Raw genomic sequence first — 23,578 nt, 5'->3', positions numbered from 1 at the left:
TCCGGTGGATGGAAGCCGCCCCTTCCCCAGGCAGGGTGCGGAGTTCTAGCATGATCGCTCGTCGCCCATGTCTGGATCATCCCAGGTCATGCGGATCGGTCCCAGTCTGCGCTATTGTCCGCTGCCGGGATCGGGCGCTCCGTCTTCCGTGACGGAAGGTCGCCAACGGCACATTCCCTGCCAAAGCACAAAGGATCAGTATGAGACGGTCAAGGTGTCACTTCGTCGGCTGCCGAGCCGAAGACACCCACGGCCGGGAGCCCTCCCGCGACGCCCGGCTCCGCGGCCCGTCCAACGGGCCCGTCGGGCATCTGATCTGCGGAAACCCGCCCGCCGGAACCGGAATTCGTCGCGCTCTCGCGGTGATTTCATGACGGGCGCCCCCGCGTCGCTGCCGCGCCGCTCCCGCGCCGCCTCCACGGCGGGCCCCTCCTCCGCGCGCAAGCCGCTCACCCGCACCGGACGCTACGTCCGCGGCGCCGTCGGCCTGCTGGTCATCGTGGCCGCGGACGAGGCGCTCGGCCGCGCGGGCATCGTGAACGAGGACTCGTTCCCCCCGGCCTCGACCGTGCTGAAGCGCGCGGGCGCGCTGTTCGGGGACAGCGAGTTCATCAACGTGCACCTCAGGTCGACGCTGTCGGCGTGGGGGCTCGGGCTGCTGATCGCCACGCTCATCGCGGTGCCGCTCGGCGTGCTGCTCGGCAGCGTGCCGATCGTGAACACCGCGACCCGTTCGCTGGTGGAGTTCCTGCGGCCGATCCCGTCGGTGGCGCTCATCCCGCTCGTCGGGCTGATCCTCGGCCTGGGCCTCCAGATGAAGGTCACGCTCATCGTGTACGCGGCGGTGTGGCCGGTGCTGTTCAACACCGTCTACGGCCTGCGGGACGTCGACCCGGTCGCCAAGGAGACGATGCGGACGTTCGGGTTCGGCCCGCTCGCGGTGCTGTGGCGCGTCGGCCTCCCCGCCTCCGCGCCGTTCATCTACACGGGCGTGCGCATGGCCTCGTCGATCGCGCTGATCCTCACCATCGGCACCGAGATCCTCTCCGGGTTCGGGGAGGGTGTCGGCATCTTCATCGCCCAGGCGAACAACGACCCGAGCGGCACCGGCGACGTGCTCGCCGGGACCGTGTGGGCGGGCTGCCTCGGCCTGATCGCCAACGCGGTGCTCGTCCGCGGCGAACGCCGGCTGTTCCGGTGGCACCTGCGGGAGGAACGGGCATGACCGCGATCCGTACGGCCCCCGGCAAGACCGCGGGCAAGGGCCGGGCCAGGGGCATCGGGCGCAAGGGCGCCCGGACGGCGGCGGGCGCCGGAGGCGGGGGCGGCGGGCCGCGCGGCGCGCTGTCGGTCCGGATCCTGCGCGCGCTCCGCGACCGCTGGCTCGTCCTCGCCGTCGCCGTCGGGATCTGGGAGCTCGCGACGCGCGCCTCCGACAGCGTCTTCTTCCCCCCGCCGTCGAAGATCGTCTCCCACATGCACACGCTGTGGTTCGACGGGAGCGCGGCGCGGCTGTTCCTCAACGAGACCGCGACCGGCAACATCCTGCCGAGCCTCGGCCGGATGGCGCTCGGCCTGTTCCTCGCGGCGGCCGCCGGGCTGGTCTTCGGGCTCGCCCTCGGCCGCTCCGAACGGGCCTACGCCTACCTCGACCCGGCGTTCCAGTTCTTCCGCGCGATCCCGCCGCCGGCCCTGGTGCCCGTCTTCATCGTGCTGTTCGAGGTCGGCACGCCGATGCAGGTGGCGTCGATCGTGTTCAGCGCGGTCTGGCCCATCCTGATGAACACCGCCGAAGGCGCCCGCACGGTGGACGCGCTGCAACTGGAGACCGCGCGGGTCTTCCGGCTGTCGGCGCCGACCCGGCTGCGGCTGGTGATCCTCCCGGCCGCGCTCCCCAAGATCTTCGCCGGGGTCCGGCTGTCGCTGTCGCTGTCGCTGATCCTGATGGTCTTCTCCGAGCTGCTGCCGGGCACCGCGAACGGCGTCGGCTTCCAGCTCACCGACGCGCAGAGCCGCTCGGACCTGCCCACCGTGTGGGCGGTGATCGTGCTGCTCGGGATCCTCGGCTACCTGCTGAACGCCGCGCTGACCGCGGTGGAACGGCGCGCCCTCGGCTGGCACCTGGCATCCCGGAGGGTCGCCACGTGACGCCGTCCCCGTGACGGGGACCGCGCCGCGGCGTCCTCCGCCCCGCCCGCACAACCCCCCTTCCCCGCATTTCGATTTGGAGAGTTCATGCGTTCGTTCAGACGCCTCACCTCGCTGGTCACCGGGCTCGCGCTCGCCGGCGCCAGCCTCGCCGCGTGCGGCGACGACTCCGGCGGCACCAGCTCCAAGGGCCTGGAGAACGGCGGGAAGATCACGGTCGCGTCGCTGCCGCTGGTGGACGGCGCCGCCCTCTACATCGCGCAGCAGCAGAAGTACTTCGAGCAGGAGGGGCTGAAGGTCAAGATCCAGCCCGTCCAGCAGAGCACCCAGGCCCTGCCCGCGCTGAAGAACGGCTCCGTCGACGTGATCGCCGGCGCGAACTACGTGTCGTTCCTCGCGGCCAACGACCAGGGGGCGCTCAAGCTGAGCATCCTCGCCGAGGCCGCGACCCTCACCTCCAACATGATGAACGTGCTCGTCCTGCCCAAGTCCAAGATCAAGGAGCCGAAGGACCTGGAGGGCAAGTCGGTCGCGGTCAACATCCCGAACAACATCCAGAGCCTGACGCTCAACGGGATCCTGAAGGCCAAGAACGTCGACACGAGCAAGGTGAACTACCGCCAGTTCGCGTTCCCGACGATGGCCGCCGCGCTGGAGAAGGGCAGGTCGACGCGATCCACGTCGTCGAGCCGTTCCTGTCGGACGCGCAGAAGAAGCTCGGCGCGCGGGTCGTGGTGGACGGCGGCAGCCAGCCGGTGACCGACATGCCCGTCTCCGGCTACGTCTCCACGCAGGACTTCGCCTCGAAGAACCCGAAGCTCGCCGCGGCGTTCCAGCGCGCCATCTTCAAGGCGCAGCAGGCCGCGAGCGACCGCAAGAAGGTCGAGGCGGTCATCCCCGACTACGCGCACATCAAGCCCGACGTGGCGTCGGTCATCACCCTGCCCGGCTTCCCCTCGTCGCTCAACGCGACCCGGCTCGGCCGGATCGCCGACCTGATGAGCGGCGCCGGCCTGCTGAAGCAGAAGCCGGACATGAAGTCGCTGCTGTTCACCCCTCCGGCGGCCTGACCCCCGGCGCCTGACCCCAGAGAGGCACCACCCATCATGACGGAGACCACGGTCCGCGAGGCCGTGTACGACTTCTGCCGGCGGACCGGCATGACCACCTTCTTCGGCAACCCCGGCTCGACCGAGCTGAAGATGTTCCGCGACTTCCCGGAGGACTTCTCCTACGTGCTCGGGCTCCAGGAGTCGGTGGTCGTCGCCACCGCCGCGGGCCACGCGCTCGGCACCGGGCGGGCGGCGCTGGTCAGCCTGCACTCGGCGGGCGGCGTCGGGCACGCGCTGGGCGCGGTGTTCAACGCCCACCGCGACCGGGTCCCCCTCGTGATCTTCGCCGGCCAGCAGGGACGGGCGATGCTGCCCGCGCGCCCGTTCCTGTCGGCCGACGAGCCCGCGCAGTTCCCCCGCCCGTACGTCAAGTGGTCCCGCCAGCCGGACCGGGCCGAGGACGTGCCCGCCGCGCTCGCCGAGGCGTACCGGGTGGCGATGACCCCGCCGCGCGGGCCGGTGTTCCTGTCGGTCCCCGAGGACGACTGGGACCGTCCGGCCGAACGGGTCCCGGTGCGCGAGGTGCACAGCGAGTTCGGCGCCTCGCCCGCGGCGCTGCGGGAGGTCGCGGACGCGCTCAACGCGGCCCGCAACCCGGTCGTCGTCGTCGGCTCCGGCGTCGAGGACGAGCGGGCGATGCCGCTGGTCGTCGACCTCGCCGAGCGGACCGGCGCGCACGTGTGGATCAGCCCGCTGTCCGGCCGCTCCGGGTTCCCCGAGGACCACCGGCTGTTCCGCGGCTTCCTCCCGCCCGTCCGCTCGCTCCTGCGCGAACGGCTCGAAGGGCACGACGTCGTCCTGGTGCTCGGCACGCAGGTCTTCACCTACCACGTCGAGTCGGACGGGCCGGTCGTCCCCGAGGGCTCGCGGCTGTTCCACTTCGACTGCGACCCGGCGCAGACGGCGTGGGCGCCCGTCGGCACCAGCGTGCTCACCACGATCCGCGCCGGGGTCTCGGGCCTGCTCGACCTGGTCGACCCCGAGGCCGCCGGCAAGCTCGGCCGCACCCCGCCGGAGCGGCGCACGCTGCCCGCCACGCCCTCCCGACCGACCCGATGGACATCGGGTACGTCCTGGACACCCTCCGGGACCTGCTCCCGAGGACACGGTCATCGTCGAGGAGTGCCCGAGCCACCGCGACGCGTTCCACTCCCGGATGCCGATCACCACGACCGGCGGGTTCCTGACGTCCGGCAGCGGCGCGCTCGGCTGGAGCCTGCCGCTCGCCGTGGGCCGCGCCCTCACGGCCGCTCCCGGCCAGCGGATCGTCTGCGTCATCGGCGACGGCTCCAGCATGTACTCGATCCAGGCGCTGTGGACGGCCGCCCAGCACAACGTGCCGATGACCGTCGTCGTCCTCAACAACAACGGCTACGGCGCCATCCGGGCGCTCGGCCGCCGGATCGACATGGACCGCGTCCCCGGCGCCGACATCACCGGACTCGACTTCGCCACCATCGCGCGGGGCCTCGGCGTACCCGGCGGCACGGTCACCTCGGCCGCCGGCCTCGCCGAAGCCCTGACCGGGGCCCTCGCCCACGAGGGCCCGTACCTGGTAGACGTGGCGGTGGCCGACGACGACTCGACGCTGTACGAGCCCTGGGCGCGGTGAGGCGGATGCTCCAGATCAACGAACTGAGCCACAGCTACGGCGACCACACCGTCCTGGACACCATGGACCTCCAGGTCGGCGAGGGCGAGCTGGTCAGCATCGTCGGCCCGTCCGGCTGCGGCAAGTCCACCCTGCTGCGCTGCATCGCGGGTCTGATCACGCCGACCGGCGGCGAGGTCGTCCTGAACGGCACGCCGATCAACGGCGTCCCCGACGACCTCGCGGTCGTCTTCCAGGACTACAGCCGTTCCCTGCTGCCCTGGCTGAGCGTCCGCGACAACGTGGCGCTGCCCCTGCGCCAGCGCGGCAGGTCGCGCGCCGAGCGCCGGTCGGCCGCCGAGGCCGCCCTCAAGGAGGTGGGCCTCGCCGACGCCGCGCGCAAGTACCCCTGGCAGCTCTCCGGCGGTATGCAGCAGCGCGTCTCCATCGCCCGCGCCCTCGCGTACCGGCCGTCCCTGCTGCTGATGGACGAGCCGTTCGGCTCCGTGGACGCCCAGACCCGCGAGGACCTGGAGGACCTCGTCCTCCAGGTGCACCAGGCCGAGGGCATGACCATCCTCCTGGTCACCCACGACATCGACGAGAGCGTCTACGTCGGCGACCGCGTCGTCGTCCTCGCCCGCAACCCCGGCCGCATCCGCGCCGAGCTGCCGGTCGCGCTGCCCACGCCCCGCGACCAGATCACGACCCGTTCGGTCCCCGAGTTCGTGCGCCTGCGCGCCGAGGTCGGCGGCCTGGTCCGGGGCGCCGCGTCACCGCCGTCCGAGGCCGGCGCCGGGAAGGCCGACGCGGACAAGGCCGGCGCGGGGAAGCCGACGACCGCCAAGAGCTGACGCGGCGAGGAGGCCGGCGATGCGCGTACTGATCGTGGGAGCGGGCATCGGCGGCCTCACCGCCGCGCTCAGCCTGCACGCCGCGGGCGTCCGGGCGCAGGTCGTCGACGCGTCCGCCCTGCGCCCGCTCGGCGTCGGCATCAACCTCCTGCCGCAGGCGACCCGCGAGCTCACCGAGCTCGGCCTCGGCGCCGACCTCGCCGCGACCGGCGTCGAGACCGCCGAGATGGTGCACTTCGACCGGCACGGCGGACGGATCTGGGCCGAGCCGCGGGGCAGGGCCCTCGGCCACGCCTGGCCGCAGTACTCGATCCACCGCGGCGAGCTCCAGTCCATCCTGCTCCGCGCGGTCCGGGCCCGCCTCGGCGACGCGGCCGTCCGCACCGGCACCGCGTGCGAGGACTTCACCGACCGGGGGACGCACGTCCGCGCCGTACTCCGCGACCGCGCGTCCGGCGCCGCCACCGCCTACGAGGCCGACGCGCTGGTCGGCGCCGACGGCCTGCACTCCCGCGTCCGCGCGCGCCTGCACCCGCACGAGCCGCCGCCCCTGTGGAACGGGATCCGCATGTGGCGCGGCGTCACCGAGGCCGAGCCGTTCCTCACCGGCCGGACGCTGGCCGTCGCGGGCAGCAACACCGCCGCGAAGATCGTCGTCTACCCCGTCGGCGGCGGCCTCACCAACTGGGTCGCCGAGGTCCGCACCCCCGCCGCCGACCTCCGCGCCGACTGGGACCGCACCGGCCGGCTGGAGGACGTCCTCCCCCACTACGCCGACTGGACGTTCCCCTGGCTGGACGTCCCCGCGCTCCTGTCCCGCACGGCCCGCATCCTCGAATACCCGATGGTCGACCGCGACCCCCTGCCGTTCTGGACGCGCCACCGCGTCACCCTCCTCGGCGACGCGGCCCACCCGATGTACCCGGTCGGCTCGAACGGCGGCACCCAGGCCGTACTGGACGCCCGGGCCCTAGCCCGTGAACTGGCCCGCTCCCCCGACGTCCCCACCGCCCTGGCCGCCTACGACGCCGCCCGCCGCGACGAGGCCAACGCGATCGTCCTGGCCTGCCGCGACATGCCCGCCGACCGCATCCTGCACACCGTCGCCGAACGCGCCCCGAACGGCTTCACCGCCATCGAGGACGTCCTCACCCCCGAAGAGCTCGACACCATCACCACCGCCTACCGCCGAACCTCCTCCAACACCCCCGACCCGGCCCCCGCAACTCGCCCTGAACCACAGAACAGCCGGCCCCCCTCTGAACAACCCGTTCCGATACGGGACCCTGCCTGCACCCCGGCACGGTCGAAAGGCACGCAGCGGCTCACGTCGCACCACGCGGAGCCCAAGGCGGCAGGGGACGCGCAAGACCCGGCGGAGAACGCGAGAACGGCACGGAGCGAACAAGCAAAGCCAGCAACACAACGCCGACGAGCCGACCCGCGAGGACCCACAAACGACGACGTAACGCCTCACAGCCCAACACGACGCACCGCATCGCAGCGCGAGACGGCGCGGCGGGGGTACGGGGTGGCGGGGCGGAGCGCAGACGCGAGGGCGGGCACAGGGACGGACCGAGGCGACGCAGCACGGCCCGGGACGGGCGCGGTCCGGGGGCGGGGCGGTACGGGTCGCGGGACGGGGCGAGACGGCGGGCCGTTGCGCAGCGCGGCGCGACACAGCACAGCCCGGAGGGACAGCGCGGCGGGCCGTGGCGCACCACGGCGCGACGCAGCACGTTCCGGGGGGCGGCGCGGCGGGGCGCGGCCCGGGGGACAGCGCGACCCAGCACGGTCCGGAGGGGACGGCGCGACACAGCACGGTCCGGGGGACGGCGCGACACAGCACCGTCCGGAGGAACGGCGCGACACAGCACCGTCCGGGGGACGGCGCGACACAGCACCGTCCGGAGGAACGGCGCGACCCAGCACCGTCCGGAGGGACGGCACGACGCAGCACCGTCCGGGGGACGACGCGGCACAGCACCGTCCGGAGGGGACGACGCGACACAGCACGGTTCGGGGGGACGGCGCGGCGGGGCGCGGTCCGGGGGAACGATGCGGCAGAGCGCGGGGCGGTGTGGGCTGGGCGAGCGGGGACGCGGCCTGGCGCGTCAGCCTGGCCTGGCGCGTCCGCGCCGCCCGGCCGTTCCGCGCGTTCGGTCTTGGCGATGGCGACGGCAACGGCGACGGCGTCGCGGACGCGGCCGGGCGGGTGTCGAACTCGGCGAACGTGGCATTGATGGAGCAGCCGCCGAGGAAGGCGGGTTCGTGCTGGTAGCGCCGTCATGCCCGGTAGGACGTACGGACGCTGGGCATGCCTTCGGCCGCGGCGAGGGCGAGCTCGACCACAATCACCACTCTGAAGCGTTCTGGCGGGCTATGGGGTGCACGGAACGTTGGAGAAGGCGCCGAGTACGAGGTTGTCGCAGTGGACGATGGCGCTGGAGTGTGCGGGATCGTCGATTCGGAAGCCGTAGCCAGTGGACGACGCGGTGAGCGCGACCAGATTGCGGTAGAAAAAGGCGCGCCGGCCCCATTGGCCGCCGCCCTCCTTGCGGTGGGTCTGCCATCCGTCGGCGCCGCTGCCGGTGCACAGGTTGTAGGCGATCAGCCAGTCGTCGCCCTTGACGTCGCCGCAACTGTCGCCGCCCGCCTTGGTCAGTGCGGCGGCGTCCAGCCAGTTGCCGGTGACCAGGCCCCCTGTGGTGCCTTCTTTGATGTCGATGGGCTCGGCGGTCGTACCGTGGATCACGTTGCCGGAGACGGTGTTCCTGTCGCTGCGGTCGGGCCGTCCGCCGGTGTAGAGGTGCCAGTTGGTGTTGGCCGAGCCGATGTAGACGCCCTCGCCCCACTCGTCGTGCGTCCGTCCCGTGCCGTGCACCCGGTTGCCGACGATCATCGAGTCCGTGGTGTCGCGGCGCAGGTGGACGCCTTCCTCGTCCACGTCGCGGATCTCCAGACGCCGCAGGGTGACGTGTGCGGCGGCGTCCACCACGATGCCCTTCTTGGCGTGCGCCACCGAGAATCCGTGCAGGCGCCACCAGGACGCGCGGTCCAGGTGCAGCCCGTATCCCGGCTGCGAGCCGGGGCGTCGGCCGGGAGCCCCGGCGGTGCCGCGGCCGGTGTTGGTCAGGATCGCTTGAGACCCCCCGCACAGCCAGATGGGCGCGGCGCGCGTGCCTGCGGTGGTGGCGGTCCAGTCGCCGTCGTAGACGCCGTCGGCGAGGTGGATCACCGTTCCGCCATGCGCTCCGGCGAGGGCCGCGCCAAGCTCCGCCGGGGTCCGGACCGTGACGGTCTCGGCCGGGCACTCCCCCTCCGGGGCCGCGGCGTGCGCCGCGTCGAGGGGCGCGGTGACCGCCAGGATGGCCGTCGCGGCTGTGGCGGCCGCGGTCGTCAGCCGGTGCATGGAACCTTCCGTCAAGGCAGCTCGTCGGTGTCGCCGCTGCGATCGGTGTCTCTGGAACGCCTGACGTTCTGGCGGAGACGATGGGTGGCGGCGAGGACGCCCACCGAGCCGATGGCGAACGAGACCGCCAGCGCGGTCCACAGGCAGCGAAGACGGAAGGCCGCTTCGGCGGCTCCGGTCGCGGTCGGCGTCCTCGGCCGTCCCCAGCCCATGCCCAGTGAAAGCACGAGCCCGGCTGAGGCCAGCAGAACCAGGAGCGTGAATATCCCACCCAGAGACCGGCGCCAGGCACACGCCCGCGGCTGCGCGGGATCCGTCGTCAGGGGCATGGCACCTGCCTTTCCGGAACGTCAGGAACGGCTCCGGGACGCGTCTTCGCGATGGTGACGAATCGCCGGGGTTTTCCGGTCACCGTACTGCCGATGACGATGAAGACCGGGAGGATCGCCGTCGGTACGCACAGCAGCACGGCGGCCACGGTCTGAACGGCACGAAAACCGATGTAGCGGACGCCCGGTCCGCCGAACCGTTCCTTGTTGGCGTCGCCACCGGAGTTGATCCAGCCCATCAGTCCGTAAGAGGCGAACCAGGACCCCAACGAAATCCAGAACAGCACGTGAGCCTGCGCGGGAACCTTGGTAATGCCTGTGGTGACGCATATCGCCCCTGCGGCGGATGCGAAGACCGATACGACCCCAGCGCGTACTTGGCGGCCTTGGGCACCGCCACCGAGAGCGGGAGGATGTCGCGCCGCCGGATCGCCGTGAAGTTTCCCCACGTCCAGCGTTTGCGCTGCCTCCAGGAATCGGTGAAGGTCCACGGCGACACGAGCTGGATGTGTTCGTGGAAGTAGCCCCAACTGAAACCGGCGTAAGCCGCCTTGGTACCGAAGACCAGGTCGTCCGAGGCGACGATCGGATGGTCCCAGGTGATCACGTCCTCGACCAGGCCGGTGACGCACAGCCCTTCGCCGTGCACGAACAGCGGTTTGCCCGTGACCCCCTGCGTGCAACTGCAATAGACCAGGCAGTTGCGAGTGCGGATATTGTCCAGATGGGAGAGGAGGAAGTGTTTCCATGGACGGGCGGCGTAATGCCGGTTCACCACCGTCACGCCTTGGCAGAGGTCGTAGTCGCCGGCGTAGGCGCTGGTGATGTACTCCTTGGTCGGCAAAGTATCGTCATCGACGAACAAGATCTTGGTGTCATAGGAGTTCAACCCGTGCGCGGCGCGCTCCAGCCGGGAGAACTCCAGGGCCCTCGCCTTGTCGATGGCCTTGCAGGTGAAATCTTCGGGCACCGTGATGACACGGTCGGCCAAGGGATAATGGTCATCGTGGCCCGGTTCCAGAACGACCCAGATCTCATAGGAGCCGGTGAGTCCGTATCCGCGAATGGCGGCGATGGTCTGGCGTACCAGGTCCGGTTCCCTGCCCACCGTCGTGATCTGGATGATCAGATGACGGAATTCATCCGCCGCGACCCTGTAGGCCATTCGGCCGTGCACGTAGCCGACGCCCATCAGCAGCAGTTCGGCCAGTGGGACGAGGAAGAACGGCAGGCACGCCCACTGGAGGTACTGCGCCCATCCAGGGTCGTCCATCAACGGCCTCCGAGGCGCACGTTCACCTCGCGCGCCGCCGCCGCAAGGGGGGTCTCGACGCCCAGCCGCCGCATCTCGGCGAGCCACGCCCCCAGGTCCTTGGGCAGGCACGCGCCGCCGTAAGGGCCGAGGTCGGCGATTCCGTACGACGGGTTGCGCATCCCTTCGGCCGAACGTGCCGTGATCTCGAAGATCTCATCGACATCGCGCAGCCCGAGACGCGCGGCGGCGCCCCTCATCTCGTTGAAGAACGAGATCTTGACCGCGTTGAAGAGATTGTGCACGTACTTCTGGAACTCCGCCTCCTCCACCCCGGTGACCACGATGCGAGCCCCGAACGGGCGGTACAGGCAGCGAAGGACCTCCGCCACGCGGCGGTCGCCGTCGACCACGCCGATGGTCACCACGGGCGGGGTGGCGAAGTCCTCGACGGCCCTGTGCGCCCTGAGGTACTCGGGGTTGTAGGCCACGCCGAAGTCGGCGCCGGCCCGCCTGCCGGAGACGGCCTGGAGGATCGCCGCCATCTCCCGCGTCGTCCCCGGCGGCGCGGTGCACCGGTACACGATCACCGGGAACGCGTCCGGCGTGACCCGCTTCAGCGCCGTCCCGAGAGCGTGGGCCGTCTCCCGCAGGCGCGACAGATCGCAGCCCCGCCGGCCCGTCGGCGTGGGCACCGCCACGAACACCACGTCGGCCTCGGTGAGATCGACCGCGCCGGCCGCCGCCGCCACGAACCCGAGCTCACCGGCACGGCGGCGGGCCGAGGGGTCGACGTCGATGAACGCGATCTTGTGGTCGTGCCGGCTGAAACCAAGGCCGGTGGCCGTTCCCACCACACCCGCCCCAACGATGAGGATGTTCGCCACAGACCGGAACGCTACGGCCGCGCGTTTCCGGGCACGAGCACCTCTCCCCCGCCAGCGGCCAACCATGACCGGAGCTTGATCATTTCGAAGCCCACACGCGGCGGTGAGCAGACGCCTTCGTCGCGACAAGGAACGCGCTCGCGGTGGCCAGGAATCACACCGGCCGACGCCCACCGAGACCCGGACCAGCCGTACCCAGGAATGGCGAAAGCCAGAGCCAACCGCAGCCAGGCCCAACCGCGCTCAGCCCCAGCCATCCTCAGCGATGGCCATGTCCAGAGCCAACCGCGCTCAGGACCAGCCGTACTCAGAGATGGCCGTGGCCAAAGCCAACCGCGCTCAGACCTAGCCGTACTCAGGGATGACCGTGATCCGAAGTAGCCACGCTCACGACCAACCAAGACCCGAGCCGACCGTGGCCCCAGCCGACCGCGGTCAGGCATGGCCCTACTCAAGAACGGCCGTAACCCGAAGTGACCACGCTCAGAACCAACCAAGACCCAAGCCGACCGTGGCCCCGGCCGAGACCCGAGCCGACCGTGGTCGGGGATGGCCGTACTCAGGAATGGCCGTGGTCAGAGCCGACCTTGGTCAGACATAGCCATGATCAATGGTGGCGGCGGTCAAAGGAGGCCGTGGTCAGAGATAGCCGTGGTCAATGGTGGCGGTGGTCAGAGCCGACCGTGATCAGAGATAGCCGTGGTCAAAGGTGGCCGTGGTCAGGGGCGAGGGCGGTCACAGGTGGAGGTGGTCAGGGACGAGCGCGGTCAGGGATGAGGGCGGTCACAGGTGGGGGCGGTCAGGGATAAGGACGGTCAGGGGCGGGGGTCACAGGTGGGGGTGGTCAGGGGTGGGGGGTGGCGGTGGAGAGGCGGGATCTGATGGCTTGGGCGGAGCGGGCGTAGGCGGCGTTGTCGTCGTGGAGGAGGGCGTTGGCTCCGCCGGCGCGGCATAGGGCGTGCAGTTCGAAGGCCAGTTGGGCGACGTCGGTCTCCGGTGTGAGGTGGCCCAGGTCCCGGGCCTCGCGGAGGCAGCGCTCGGTGAAGTCGCTCCAGGCGCGTTCGGCCTTGGCGATGGCGTCGCGGACGCGGCCGGGGCGGGCGTCGAACTCGGCGACCGTGGCGTAGAAGAAGCAGCCGCCGGGGAAGACGGGTTCGCGCTGGTAGCGCTGCCATGCCTCGTAGAGCGCGCGGACCCGGGGCATGCCCTCGGGCGCGGCGAGGGCGGGCTCGACCACGTGCCGGCGGAACGTCTCGGCGGCGGCGCGCACGGTCGCGAGTTGGAGCTCCTCCTTGGAGCCGAAGTGCGTGAACACGCCGCTCTTGCTGATCTTCAGCTCGGTCGCGAGGCGGCCGATCGAGACGCCTTCGAGGCCCTCCGCCGAGGCGATGTCGGCGGCGCGGGCGAGGATCGTCCTGCGCGTCTGCTCTCCCTTGAGGAGCCGTCCGTCGGTCACACGGGTGAATGTGCACGATCGTTCGTTCTAAGTCAAGGGGGCAAAGCCCTTGACGCGGGTGGTGGGCGGAGAAGAAAGTACGACCGTTCGTTTAACTTTCTTCGGAAGGGGCGCTCATGACCACCGATACGGCCCCGGCTCCCCCGGCGGGCGCGGCCCGCCTGGGGAGGCGCGGGGTGCCGGTGCTCGCGGCGGGGGCGACGTTCCTGGCCATGCTCGACGCCACCGTCGCGAACCTCGCCGTGCCCGACCTGCACGCCGACTTCCCCGGGACCTCGCTCGCCGGCCTCACGTGGGTGATCACGCTGTACGCCGTGCCGTTCGCCGCGCTGCTCGCCCCGGCCGGGCGCCTCGCCGACCTGGTGGGGCGGCGGGTGATGTTCCAGTCGGGGGTGGGCGTGTTCACGCTCGCGTCGCTGGCCTGCGCGCTGGCGCCGAACGTGCCCGTCCTGCTGGCCACCCGGGGGCTCCAGGGCGCGGCGGCGGCCGCGATGATCCCGGCGTCGCTCGCGCTGCTGCTGCACGACACCGCTCCCGAACGGCGCGCGGGCGCCGTCGGGCTGTGGAGTGCCGCCGGGGCGTTCGCGGCGGCGATCGGGCCGAGCCTCGGCGGCGTCCTCGTGGACGCGTTCGGCTGGCGCTCGCTGTTCGTCATCAACCTCCCGTTCGGCGCGGCGATGCTCCTGGCCGGAGTCAGGCTGCCCCGGGCCGCCGGCGAGCGGGGGCGCCTGCCCGACCTGGCGGGCACGGTCCTGCTGGGCGGCGGCGTCGGGGCGCTCGCGCTGGGCGTCACCCAGACCCGGGAATGGGGCTGGGCCGATCCCGGCACGCTCGCGCTGCTCGCCGCGGGTCCGGCGATGATGGCGTGGGCGGTCCTGCGGTCGGTGCGCCACCCGGTGCCCGCGCTGGAGATCGGCCTGTGGCGCAACCGGCGCTTCGCCGCCGCGAACGCGGCCTCCTTCCTGTACGGGACGGCGCTGTACTCGTGGCTGCTGGTCGGGGTGCTCTTCCTGACCGAGCGGTGGCACTACTCGGTGCTGAAGGCGGGCCTCGCCTCGACGCCCGGCGCGTTCACCGCGACCGCCGCGGCGCTCGCCATGGGCCGGCTCACCGGACGCCTCGGCGCCCGCCCGGCGGTGGTCGGCGGCGCTCTGACCATGGTCGCCGCCGGTCTCTGGACGTGCGCGGGCCTCCCGGAGGAGCCGCGCTTCCTGACGTTCTGGCTGCCGGTCGGGCTCCTGGTCGGCGTGGGGATGGGCGCGCTCAGCACCGGGACGGCCGGTGCCGCCGCCCTCTCGGTGAGCCCGCTGCGCTTCGCGGGGGCGACCGGGCTCAACACGACGGCCCGCCAGCTCGGCGGGGCGCTCGGGATCGCCGCTCTGGCCGCCCTGCTCCCGGACGCGGCGTCCCACGATGACTTCACCACTGTCTACCTCTTCTGCACTCTAGCCTCGGCCGCCGCCGTGGCGGCCGGTCTGTGGACCGGCACACGCGAGGCCGCGCGGTGAGCGAGACGGCCATAGCTGACGGAGACGGGGATGGCCAAGGATCGCCGGTGTTCGTTTCGGAATTCCTTCCTGGAGGTGCGTGATGACGATGGTCGAGTTCGCCGAAGAGAACGCAGACCCGGACGTGCTGCCCCTGAACGAGGCGGCCATCCTGCTCAAGGGGGCGCCCTGGCGGCGGATGGTGACGATCGGGGACAGCGTGGCCGAGGGCGTGCGGGACCCGGCGCCCGGTTACCGGAACCTTTCGTGGGTGGACCGGGTGGGCGAAGCCCTCGCCGCGCAGGCTCCCGGCTTCACCTCGCTCAACCTGGCGCGGCGGGACCTGGTCGCGGCGCGGGTGCGGGAGACGCAGCTCGCCCCCGCGCTGGCGTTCCGCCCCGATCTGGCGTTCGTGGTGGCGGGCGGCAACGACCTGCTCGGCCGGTCGTTCGATCCCGAGGCCGTGCGGAACGAGCTGGCCGCCATGGTCTCGGCGTTCCGGGACGCGGGGGCCGACGTCGTGACGATCGGCCTGTTCGACATCACGCGGGCCGGGATCATCGCGGAACGGCACCGCGAGACCATGTCGTCGCGCACGCGCACGCTGGGCCGCGTGACCGGGGAGGTCTCAGCGGCGTACGGGGGATGCCACGTCGTCAACCCGCACGACATCCCCGCCGCGTCCGACCCAAGGATCTACAGCGCCGACCGGCTGCATCTCAACGCCCGCGGGCACGCCATCGCAGCCGCCAGCACCCTTCGCGCCCTGGCCTCCCGCCTGAACGCACCGACCTGAACACCCTCCGCCGACGGCGCCGACTCGCGTGCATGGCGTGCTCCTCTCGTCACGGCGCGCGATCACCACCCCTCGATGTTCCGGCCCGGCGGGTCAGCGGCGCAAGCCGTTCCTAAGCCTGTGGATAACGCCGCGGGGGTGCGGGGGCTTGGGCGTGCGGGAGAACGGGTAGTCGGTCGTCCACGCGAAGACGCGTTCGGCGGCGTGCTGCGGTGCGACGTGCAGGATGCGGCCGGACACGTCGAACTCCTCGAACAGTCCCGTGGACATCAGCGCCCGCTGGAGGTGCTCGTCGAGGGCGGTGAGCGCGGCGAGCGGGCCGTCTGCGTCGAGGACGGCGCTGAGGATGACGGTGCCGCCGGGCCCGGGCGTCAGCGCGGCCGGGACGGCCCCGGCGAGGACGCGGCGCGCCTCGTCCTGCTCGTCGCGCTGGCCGCCCGCGTAGCGGATCTCGATGAGCACCGTGTAGGACGGCATGGGGCCCTCACTTCGCGTCGGCGTAGCGGTGGACGGTCGCGGTCTCCATGGGGAACACGACCGGCGTCGCGCCGAACAGCAGGCGCCCGGCCTCCTCGGCGGACGCGTGGATCGCGGCGACGGCCTGGTCGGCGAGGTCCGCGGGGGCGTGCACGATGACCTCGTCGTGCTGGAAGAACACCAGGTGGGACGGGGCGGCCAGGCGGTGCCGCAGCGTCGCGATCAGGGCGAGGGCCCAGTCGGCGGCGGTCGCCTGGACGACGAAGTTGCGGGTGAAGCGGCCCCGGCTGCGCAGCGCCTGGCCCGCCGCCGAGCGGTCGGGGCCGTCGGCCGTGGACGTCAGCCGGCGCCAGTCGTCCGACGGCGGCGGGCACGTGCGGCCGAGGCGCGAGCGCACGAGCCGGCCGCGCTCCCCCGCGCGCGCGGCGGCCTCGACGTAGTCGAACGCGTCGGGGAAGCGGTTCTTGAGGACGGCGAGGAGCTGCACGGCCTCGCCCGTTCCACCGCCGTACATCGCGGAGAGCAGCGCGAGCTTGGCCTTGTCGCGGGCGCTCAGCCCCTCGGCGCCGGGGCTCGCGCCGAACGCGTCGGACAGCGCCGCGTAGAGGTCGCCGTGCGCGGCGGCGTCGGCGAACGCCCGGTCGCCCGCGAGCGCGGCGAGGACGCGCGGTTCGAGCTGGGCGGCGTCGGCGACGACGAGGACCCAACCGGGATCGGCGACCACGGCCTTGCGCAGGACGCGCGGGATCTGGAGCGCGCCGCCGCCGTTGGTCGCCCAGCGTCCCGACACGACGCCGCCGACGACGTACTCGGGCCGGAACCGCCCGCCGCGCACCCACGTGTCGAGCCACGCCCAGCCGTGCGCCATGTGCAGGCGCGACAGCTCCTTGTACTCCAGGAGCAGCGGAACGGCCGGGTGGTCGACCGCCTTCAGCACGTGCGCGCGCGTGGACGCGATCGACAGGCCCGCGGCCGCGAACGCCTTGAGCACCTGCGCGGGCGAGTCGGGGTTGACGTGGTTGCGCGGGCCGAACGCCGCGCCGATGCGGTCGGCGAGGTCCTGGAGCCTGCGCGGGCGCAGCCCGCCGGACGGGCGCGGGCCGAGGAGGTCGGTGAGCAGCGCGTCGTGCTCGGCGGCCGACCAGGGCAGCCCGTCGTGGCTCATCTCCGCGGCGACGAGCGCGCCCGCGGACTCGGCGGCGGCGAGCAGCGCGAACCCGTCGAGCTCCGCGATGCGCCGCCGCTGCTCGTCGTGCACGGCGACGATCCGTTCGATGTCCTCGCGTTCGGCGGAGGACTCGTCGCCGCTCGTTCCGGCGTCGAACAGCGACCCCTGCGGCGGGGCCTCCTGCGCGGGCGGCGGGTCGGCCGGAACGGGCTCGCCGCGCAGCCTCGCCCACGCGGCCCGTACGGAACGGGGCTCGCCGTAACGTCCCGCGTGGCCGAGCAGGAGGTTCTCGACGAGTTCGAGGTCGTGGCAGCGTCCGATCCGTACGCCCGCGCGCAGCAGGCGCGGGTAGAGCCGGGCCGTGGACGACCACACCCACCGCGGCCCCTCGCCGCCCCCGACCGTCCCCGCGGGCTCTCGGGCGGCGATGGCCGCGACCAGGTCGGGAACGGTCTCGGCGGGCCCGGCGGGCGTGCCGTCGGCGGCGAACGGACGCAGCGTCCCCCCGCCGCCCGGTCCGACGGCCACCACGATCCTCACCCGCCCATTCTGGCCGAGCCCTCCGACATTTCCCCCGCGCCGCCCAGCGGACCGGCACCCCGGACCGGCCGCACGGCCACGCCCGGCGGACCCGCACAACGGCCGCCCGGCGGCACCGCCCGGCGGACGGGCACCCTGCGGACCGGACGCACGGACGCGCCCGGCGGACCCACGCCGCGGCCGCCCGGCGGCATCGCCCGGCGGACCGGCACCACGGCCCCGCCCGGAGGATCGCCTGGCGGACCGGCCGCACGGACGCGCCCGGCGGACCCGCACAACGGCGCCGTCCGGCATGACGGCCATGACGGTCCCGCTCGGAGGGCCGGTACGGCGGACCCCTCCGGCGCGCGGGCGCGGAGGGGTCCGGGGACGTGCGGGATCAGGCGACCAGGGAGACCTGCTGGCCGGCCGGGGTGTCGCCGTAGCGGTCGACGATCTTGTTGAGCTGGAGCTGGTAGTACAGGACGCCGAAGCCGAAGATGCCGAGGATGAAGCCGACGCCGCCGCTGCACGAGGCGGGCAGGCCGGCGGCGCGCTGGGCCTGGGCGATGCGGCCGGCGAGCTTGACCCACATCACCAGCGGCCAGATGCCGAGCGTGCAGAAGCCGAAGATCATGGACAGCAGCGCGTTGGTGGCCGCGTCGCCCGTACGGCGGTCGTAGTCGTAGAGCTCGGCGTGGACCTTGTACATCCAGACCAGCCCGTAGATGCCGAGCGTGATCATCGGCAGGCCGAGCCAGGCGCCCACGGGGTTGCGCCGCTTCATGTTGTTGCCCGCTCCGGCGGCGACCGGGGCCTGGCGCTGCTGCGGCACCTGCGCGGGCGCGTAGCCGCCCTGCTGCGGCTGCTGCTGCTGGTAGGGCTGGCTCTGGCCTTGCTGGGGGTAGCTCATTCGAGTCTGTACTCCTGTGGACGCGGTCAGGTTCGGCCGACCGTCCGCTGTTACCGGTCACCCGTGATGGAAGCCAAGACTGTACGACACGAGCCGACGCGATGACGGAGAAATCAGGCTGTTTAGAGCTTAATCGTGCAAAGTTCTCCGATATGAGACCTAGTTCCTCTTCTGCTGCAAGGGGATCACCACTTCGTCCTCGATCGGAGGGCTCTCCTCGTGGTCGCCGCAGCCGGTCGCGGCGAAGCAGCGGATGCGCAGTTCGCTCTCCGTCACCTCGACGCGCAGGAAGCTCTTGAAGAACGGCGGACGGTCCCAGTCGGCCAGTTCGGAACGGAACCGCTGCGGCAGCGCGCGCACCGGAAGCCGGAGGAAACGGTGCCGCCGCCGCTGCCCCCAGGGGACGCCGAGCACGGACGCGACGAAACGCGCCCGCCGCGACGGCTCCACCCCGTCGTACCCGCGCCCCGGGCTGATGCCGAGGCGGTACTCGACGGCGGCCGTCGCCTCCTCCGGCGTGAGCTCGAACAGCTTCGGCAGCCGCGTCCACCGCCCGTACAGCTGGCTGTAGCGCGACAGCGAGTCGCCGCGCAGCGGATAGCAGCGGAACGCGTCCTCCTCCACCACCCGCGTCTTCGGGATGACGTGGGTCGCGTGCATGAACGCGCCGCCGCCGCCCGACACGATGTACTGGATCGTGCGGCCGTCGACCAGCCGCACCGGGTAGCGCTGGTAGTTGTGGATGTCGCCGCCGACCGCGGCGACGTAGTTGTGCCGCGGGTCCTGGACGATCTCGTCGACCGTCGCGCCCTCGCCCTCGATCGCGCCCGGACGGCGGTCGTCGTCCACGCGCAGCGGCTTGCCGGTGATGAGCATCTTCGGCTTCGGGCCGGCCGACACCTCGCGCAGCCACGCCGCCTGGTCGCGGTCGATGCCGCCGGTGATCCCGGTGTCGATGCCGACGACGCGCAGGCTCGGCGTGTCGATCGCCCAATACGGGCCGGGCTGGACGCCGCGCTGCGCGGCCGTCCCCCGGTAGCGTGCGCGCGCGTCCGCGATCTCCGCCTCGTCCACCTTGCCGGGCATCCGCCAGAACAGCCGGGCGACCAGGCCGAGCGGGCCGCGCCAGGGCGGCGGCTCGCAGTCCAGGTCGAGGTCGCAGAACACGCGCAGGAACCCGCGCAGCCCGTCGTACCAGTCGTGGTTGCCGGGGATCGCGTAGATCGGGGCCGGGTAGTCCTTGTACGGGCGGAAGAACTTGGCGGTGTAGTCGGCCGCCTCGCCCGTCGGGTAGATCACGTCGCTGGCGATGACCATGAAGTCGGTGCCGGCGGCGGCGCGCAGCAGCGGCGGCACCACCGCGTACTGCGACCTGTCGCCCTCCCCCGTGTCGCCGAGCAGCGCGAACGAGAACTCCGGCGCCGAGCGGTGCATCGTGAACGCGGCGGGCGTGCCCCGTTCGCCGAGCGCCGTCACGCAGCGGCGGCGGATCTCGTCGGACGGGTCGCCGAACAGGCGCGCCACGACGTCGTTGCGCGAGCGCCACAGGACCGTCGGACGCCACCACGACAGCGGCCGCACCCGCTCGGGGAGCAGTTCGTTGAACGTGCCGGGCCGCTGGCAGGCCCAGCCCGCGCCCGCCTCCGACGTACGCGAGTTGACCAGCTCCCGCTGCGGCGCCACCGCTTCGTCGGCGGACACAGATCACCTCCGGGGGGTGAGGGTTCAGCCACACCCTGTCCCGGAGGTGATCGGAGCGTCAAGCGCCTTGCCCGTACTGGCCGCGCGGCTTTCCGCGCGGCTTTCGTCACGCCCGCGCTCGGCGGCGCCCTCGGGTCAGTGCGCCCCTTCGCCCGTCAGCGCGCGGACCTCCAGCTCGGCGTACTTCTCGGCGGTGCGCTCCTTCGACAGGACGGTCCCGAGGTACGCGCACAGGAACCCGATCGGGATCGAGATGAGCCCGGGGTTCTGGAGCGGGATCGGCGCGACGGTCGTCTCGCTGAACAGCGCGTCCACGTTGCCCTTGGGGATGGTGTCGGACTTGCCGCCCCAGCAGATCGGGCTGAGCAGGACGACCCCGACCGCGGAGACGAGGCCGCCGTAGATGCCCGCCACGGCGCCGCTGGTGTTGAACCGCTTCCAGAACAGCGAGAACAGCAGCGTCGGCAGGTTCGCCGACGCCGCGACCGCGAACGCCAGCGCGACGAGGAACGCCACGTTCAGCCCGCGCGCGAAGATGGACAGCACGATCGCGACGGCGCCGATGACGACGGCCGAGATCCGCGCCATCCGCACCTCGTCGCGCTCGGACGCCTTGCCGCGCCGGAACACGTTCGCGAACAGGTCGTGGGAGAACGAGGACGACGACGCGAGGGTGAGCCCGGCGACCACCGCGAGGATCGTCGCGAACGCGACCGCCGCGATCACCGCCAGGAACACCGCGCCGCCCGTCGAGCCGCTGCCGCCGCCGAGGTTCTCGGCGAGCTGGACGGCCGCGGTGTTGCCGCCCTTGTCCTGCGCCGCGATCGCCTTGCCGCCGACCAGCGCCGCCGCGCCGAACCCGATGACGAGCGTCATCAGGTAGAACACGCCGATGATGCCGATCGCCCAGTTGACCGACGAGCGGGCGGCGCGCGAGTTCGGCACGGTGTAGAAGCGGATGAGGATGTGCGGGAGCCCGGCGGTGCCGAGGACGAGCGCGAGGCCGAGCGACAGCAGGTCGAGCTTGGACCACATGTCGGTCGCGCCGTACTTCAGGCCCGGCTCCAGGAACGCGTGGCCCTTGCCGCTCGCGTCGGCGGCGGCGCCGAGCAGCGTCGAGAGGTTGAAGCTGTACTTGGACAGCACCCAGACCGTCATGACGAGCGCGCCGGTCATCAGCATGACGGCCTTGACGATCTGGACCCAGGTCGTGCCCTTCATGCCGCCGACCGTCACGTAGAAGATCATCAGCGCGCCGACGACGACGATCGTCCAGATCTTGGCGGCCTCGCCCGAGACGCCGAGCAGCAGCGACACCAGCGCGCCCGCGCCGACCATCTGCGCCAGCAGGTAGAAGATCGACACGACGATGGTGGAGATCCCGGCGGCGGCGCGCACGGGCCGCTGCCGCATCCGGAACGCCAGCACGTCCGCCATCGTGAAGCGGCCCGAGTTGCGCAGCAGCTCGGCGACCAGCAGCAGCGCCACGAGCCACGCGACGAGGAAGCCGATCGAGTACAGGAACCCGTCGTACCCCGACAGCGCGAACATGCCCGCGATGCCGAGGAACGACGCGGCCGACATGTAGTCGCCGCCGATCGCGAGGCCGTTCTGCATCGCGGAGAACTGCCGGCCGCCCGCGTAGTAGTCGGCGGCGGTCTTGTTCTGCCGGGACGCCCAGAGCGTGATGTAGAGCGTGATCGCCACGAAGACGGCGAACAGGATCAGGGAGAACGTCCGGTGCTCGTTGTCGGAGGCCGCGAGCACCGGCGCGGCCAGCGTGTGGGCGGTCATGCGCGCTCCTCCCCGCCCTCGGCGGCGCCGTCGTCCTTCTTGCCGTCCTTGTCGCCGTCCGGGCCAGTCTTCTCGGCGCGCGTGGCGCCGCCGGCGCCCGTCCCGCCCGCGTCGCCCGCGTCGGCTCCGGTGGCGGTCCCGTCGGCGGGGGGCGTCTCGGTCTTCTCGGAAGGCGTCGCGGTCTTCTCGGTGGACACGGCGGCGGTCCCGCCCGCCGTCGCGGCGGCGCCGGGAGCGGCGCCTCCGGCGGCGCGGCCGGGGATCGCGTCGCGGACGCTCGCGGCGAGCGGTTCGAGTCCGCGGCGCGCGTAGCGCTCGTACGCCCAGGCGATGAGGAAGGTCGACACGAACTGAAGCAGGCCGAAGACCAGCGCGACGTTGATCTCGCCGACGACCTTGGTGCCCATGAAGCCGCGCGCGTACGCGGAGAGCACGACGTACAGCAGGTACCACAGCAGGAACGCCACCGTCATGGGGAAGACGAAGCGGCGGAACGCCAGGCGGAGCCGCTGGAACTCCGGGGTCTGGCTGAGTTGCACGTAGGCCGCGTTGTCGAGCCCGCCTGGGGCGGGCCCGGGCCCTGATGGCTCCGTTGTCACACACACCTCCGCCGAACGATCTCTTGCGAGTGTCACCGAGAACGGCGGACACGATGCCCCACGTGACCGGCCGGTGGAAGTTGAATGACCAAGAACTTGGTTGGCCTGCGGGAAGGGATATCGGCCCGATGCCCGTCCGATGCCGGACTGTGATCAAAATCACAGCGACGTGCGACGACTCTACCCCGCGGGCACTTGCTCCGCGCGCTTCTCCGCGCGTCCGCCCGTCCCCCGGCCCGTTCGTCCGCTTCGTCCGCGGCCCGCGCCGGGGCGGTCAGCCGACGCCGAAGCCGCGCGGGTCCGAGGTGGAGACGATCTCGCGGCCGAGCGGCAGCAGCGACACGGGGATCAGCTTGAAGTTGGCGATGCCGAACGGGATGCCGATGATCGTGACGCACAGCGCGATGCCGGTGACCAGGTGCCCGAGCGCGAGCCACCAGCCCGCGACGATCAGCCAGACGACGTTGCCGAGGCCCGCCGCGAGCCCGGCGTCGCCGCGCCGCACGACGGTCTGGCCGAACGGCCAGAGGGCGAACGCCGCGATCCGGAACGAGGCGATGCCGAACGGGATGGTGATGATCAGGATGCAGCAGATGATCCCGGCGAAGGCGTATCCGAGGGCCAGCCAGAAGCCGGACAGGACGAGCCAGATGATGTTCAGGAGGGTGCGCACGCGATCACTCTAGGCGACCCGTCCCGCCGGGCACAGGGTTCCGCGCCGGAAGATCGTCAGGTGCGGCCGGAGGCGGCGCCCGGCAGCGACATCACGTCCCCGAGCGAGGGCGGGGCGGGCGCGGTCACGCTCCGGATCGGGATCGGCCGCGCGGGGCCGGCGGGATGCGTGGCGGACGCCGGCGCCACTCCTGTGGACACCGGCGCCACCACGACGAGGGCGCCCGTGGTGATCATGAGTCCCCCCAGAACGGCGAACGAGCGCCTTCTCATGATGCCCCCCACAGACGGCCCCAAGGTCCCGAAATCGGGACGTATAGGAACGCTATCCCGCGGACCATAATGGGCCCGTAAACCCACCCAAACGCGCTCGCCAAATCTGGAATCCCGCACGAACCCGCTGGTCAGGCG

Annotated in this window: 23 protein-coding genes and 1 pseudogene; 10 read left to right on the top strand and 14 right to left on the bottom strand. The window is 72.1% G+C overall.

What is annotated here, in order from left to right:
• The first annotated feature begins 370 nt into the window (after positions 1–370).
• From GEV43_RS30300 to GEV43_RS48375, 8 genes and pseudogenes are all read left to right on the top strand, one after another.
• Positions 371–1,225, top strand: a complete 855-nt coding sequence (locus GEV43_RS30300) for an ABC transporter permease (RefSeq protein WP_160823598.1) — start codon at positions 371–373, stop codon at positions 1,223–1,225.
• Positions 1,222–2,148: an ABC transporter permease gene (locus GEV43_RS30295; protein ID WP_160823597.1), complete on the top strand. Its 927-nt coding sequence runs from the start codon at positions 1,222–1,224 to the stop codon at positions 2,146–2,148. The genes GEV43_RS30300 and GEV43_RS30295 overlap by 4 nt, the downstream gene beginning before the upstream one ends.
• 87 nt (positions 2,149–2,235) lie before the next feature.
• Positions 2,236–2,907 carry an ABC transporter substrate-binding protein gene (locus GEV43_RS30290; protein WP_160823596.1) on the top strand — a complete coding sequence of 224 codons (672 nt, stop codon included), beginning with the start codon at positions 2,236–2,238 and terminating at the stop codon, positions 2,905–2,907.
• Positions 2,904–3,218, top strand: a complete 315-nt coding sequence (locus GEV43_RS30285) for a hypothetical protein (RefSeq protein WP_160823595.1) — start codon at positions 2,904–2,906, stop codon at positions 3,216–3,218. The genes GEV43_RS30290 and GEV43_RS30285 overlap by 4 nt, the downstream gene beginning before the upstream one ends.
• 36 nt (positions 3,219–3,254) lie before the next feature.
• A pseudogene (locus tag GEV43_RS56420) lies at positions 3,255–4,184 on the top strand (thiamine pyrophosphate-binding protein); the annotation flags it as partial.
• A 232-nt stretch (positions 4,185–4,416) separates the two neighbouring features.
• Entirely contained in the window at positions 4,417–4,872 is a 456-nt protein-coding gene (locus tag GEV43_RS56415) for a thiamine pyrophosphate-dependent enzyme (RefSeq protein WP_375539111.1), read from the top strand.
• Positions 4,873–4,877: 5 nt separating this feature from the next.
• On the top strand, positions 4,878–5,705 hold the full coding sequence (locus tag GEV43_RS56410; RefSeq protein ID WP_160823594.1) for an ABC transporter ATP-binding protein: 828 nt from the start codon (positions 4,878–4,880) through the stop codon (positions 5,703–5,705).
• A gap of 19 nt (positions 5,706–5,724) precedes the next feature.
• Positions 5,725–7,986: an FAD-dependent monooxygenase gene (locus tag GEV43_RS48375; protein WP_206681329.1), complete on the top strand. Its 2,262-nt coding sequence runs from the start codon at positions 5,725–5,727 to the stop codon at positions 7,984–7,986.
• A gap of 99 nt (positions 7,987–8,085) precedes the next feature.
• Here GEV43_RS48375 and GEV43_RS30265 read toward each other — a convergent pair whose 3' ends face one another.
• The 6 genes from GEV43_RS30265 to GEV43_RS30240 form a co-directional block, all read right to left on the bottom strand.
• Entirely contained in the window at positions 8,086–9,117 is a 1,032-nt protein-coding gene (locus GEV43_RS30265; RefSeq protein WP_160823593.1) for a right-handed parallel beta-helix repeat-containing protein, read from the bottom strand.
• A gap of 11 nt (positions 9,118–9,128) precedes the next feature.
• A complete protein-coding gene (locus GEV43_RS30260; protein ID WP_160823592.1) occupies positions 9,129–9,446 on the bottom strand; it encodes a hypothetical protein in 318 nt (105 codons plus the stop codon).
• Positions 9,437–9,685 carry a hypothetical protein gene (locus GEV43_RS30255; protein WP_160823591.1) on the bottom strand — a complete coding sequence of 83 codons (249 nt, stop codon included), beginning with the start codon at positions 9,683–9,685 and terminating at the stop codon, positions 9,437–9,439. Before GEV43_RS30255 ends, GEV43_RS30260 begins: the two co-directional genes overlap by 10 nt.
• On the bottom strand, positions 9,685–10,719 hold the full coding sequence (locus GEV43_RS30250; RefSeq protein WP_160823590.1) for a glycosyltransferase family 2 protein: 1,035 nt from the start codon (positions 10,717–10,719) through the stop codon (positions 9,685–9,687). Before GEV43_RS30250 ends, GEV43_RS30255 begins: the two co-directional genes overlap by 1 nt.
• Positions 10,719–11,585 carry an NAD(P)-binding domain-containing protein gene (locus GEV43_RS30245; RefSeq protein WP_160823589.1) on the bottom strand — a complete coding sequence of 289 codons (867 nt, stop codon included), beginning with the start codon at positions 11,583–11,585 and terminating at the stop codon, positions 10,719–10,721. Before GEV43_RS30245 ends, GEV43_RS30250 begins: the two co-directional genes overlap by 1 nt.
• Positions 11,586–12,429: 844 nt before the next feature.
• Entirely contained in the window at positions 12,430–13,041 is a 612-nt protein-coding gene (locus GEV43_RS30240) for a TetR/AcrR family transcriptional regulator (protein WP_160823588.1), read from the bottom strand.
• 116 nt (positions 13,042–13,157) lie between these two features.
• Here GEV43_RS30240 and GEV43_RS30235 point away from each other — a divergent pair, with 116 nt between their 5' ends.
• Together GEV43_RS30235 and GEV43_RS30230 are read left to right on the top strand one after the other, a co-directional pair.
• Complete coding sequence (locus GEV43_RS30235; RefSeq protein ID WP_160823587.1) at positions 13,158–14,549, top strand: MFS transporter; 1,392 nt, start codon at positions 13,158–13,160, stop codon at positions 14,547–14,549.
• Between the two features lie 82 nt (positions 14,550–14,631).
• Positions 14,632–15,324, top strand: coding sequence for an SGNH/GDSL hydrolase family protein (locus GEV43_RS30230; RefSeq protein WP_241683096.1), 693 nt, complete (start codon positions 14,632–14,634; stop codon positions 15,322–15,324).
• Between the two features lie 93 nt (positions 15,325–15,417).
• Here the strand turns inward: GEV43_RS30230 and GEV43_RS30225 are convergent, their stop codons facing one another.
• The 8 genes from GEV43_RS30225 to GEV43_RS30190 form a co-directional block, all read right to left on the bottom strand.
• Positions 15,418–15,801, bottom strand: a complete 384-nt coding sequence (locus GEV43_RS30225) for a hypothetical protein (protein ID WP_160823586.1) — start codon at positions 15,799–15,801, stop codon at positions 15,418–15,420.
• 7 nt (positions 15,802–15,808) lie between these two features.
• Positions 15,809–17,509 (bottom strand): bifunctional 3'-5' exonuclease/DNA polymerase, encoded by a 1,701-nt coding sequence (locus tag GEV43_RS30220; RefSeq protein ID WP_309239913.1) that lies wholly within the window; start codon positions 17,507–17,509, stop codon positions 15,809–15,811.
• Positions 17,510–17,888: 379 nt separating this feature from the next.
• On the bottom strand, positions 17,889–18,401 hold the full coding sequence (locus GEV43_RS30215; RefSeq protein ID WP_160823585.1) for a DUF4234 domain-containing protein: 513 nt from the start codon (positions 18,399–18,401) through the stop codon (positions 17,889–17,891).
• Positions 18,402–18,560: 159 nt separating this feature from the next.
• Positions 18,561–20,102 carry a metallophosphoesterase gene (locus GEV43_RS30210; protein WP_309239912.1) on the bottom strand — a complete coding sequence of 514 codons (1,542 nt, stop codon included), beginning with the start codon at positions 20,100–20,102 and terminating at the stop codon, positions 18,561–18,563.
• A gap of 135 nt (positions 20,103–20,237) precedes the next feature.
• Entirely contained in the window at positions 20,238–21,896 is a 1,659-nt protein-coding gene (locus GEV43_RS30205; RefSeq protein ID WP_160823584.1) for a cation acetate symporter, read from the bottom strand.
• Positions 21,893–22,435 carry a DUF485 domain-containing protein gene (locus GEV43_RS51400; RefSeq protein WP_309239911.1) on the bottom strand — a complete coding sequence of 181 codons (543 nt, stop codon included), beginning with the start codon at positions 22,433–22,435 and terminating at the stop codon, positions 21,893–21,895. The genes GEV43_RS30205 and GEV43_RS51400 overlap by 4 nt, the downstream gene beginning before the upstream one ends.
• A gap of 334 nt (positions 22,436–22,769) precedes the next feature.
• On the bottom strand, positions 22,770–23,168 hold the full coding sequence (locus GEV43_RS30195; RefSeq protein ID WP_160823583.1) for a YccF domain-containing protein: 399 nt from the start codon (positions 23,166–23,168) through the stop codon (positions 22,770–22,772).
• A gap of 56 nt (positions 23,169–23,224) precedes the next feature.
• Positions 23,225–23,440, bottom strand: coding sequence for a hypothetical protein (locus GEV43_RS30190; RefSeq protein WP_160823582.1), 216 nt, complete (start codon positions 23,438–23,440; stop codon positions 23,225–23,227).
• Positions 23,441–23,578 lie beyond the last annotated feature (138 nt).

Origin of the sequence: Actinomadura sp. J1-007 (assembly GCF_009793335.1) — a bacterium.
GTDB lineage: Bacteria > Actinomycetota > Actinomycetes > Streptosporangiales > Streptosporangiaceae > Spirillospora > Spirillospora yumaensis.
This window is presented reverse-complemented; position numbering and strand designations above follow the sequence as displayed.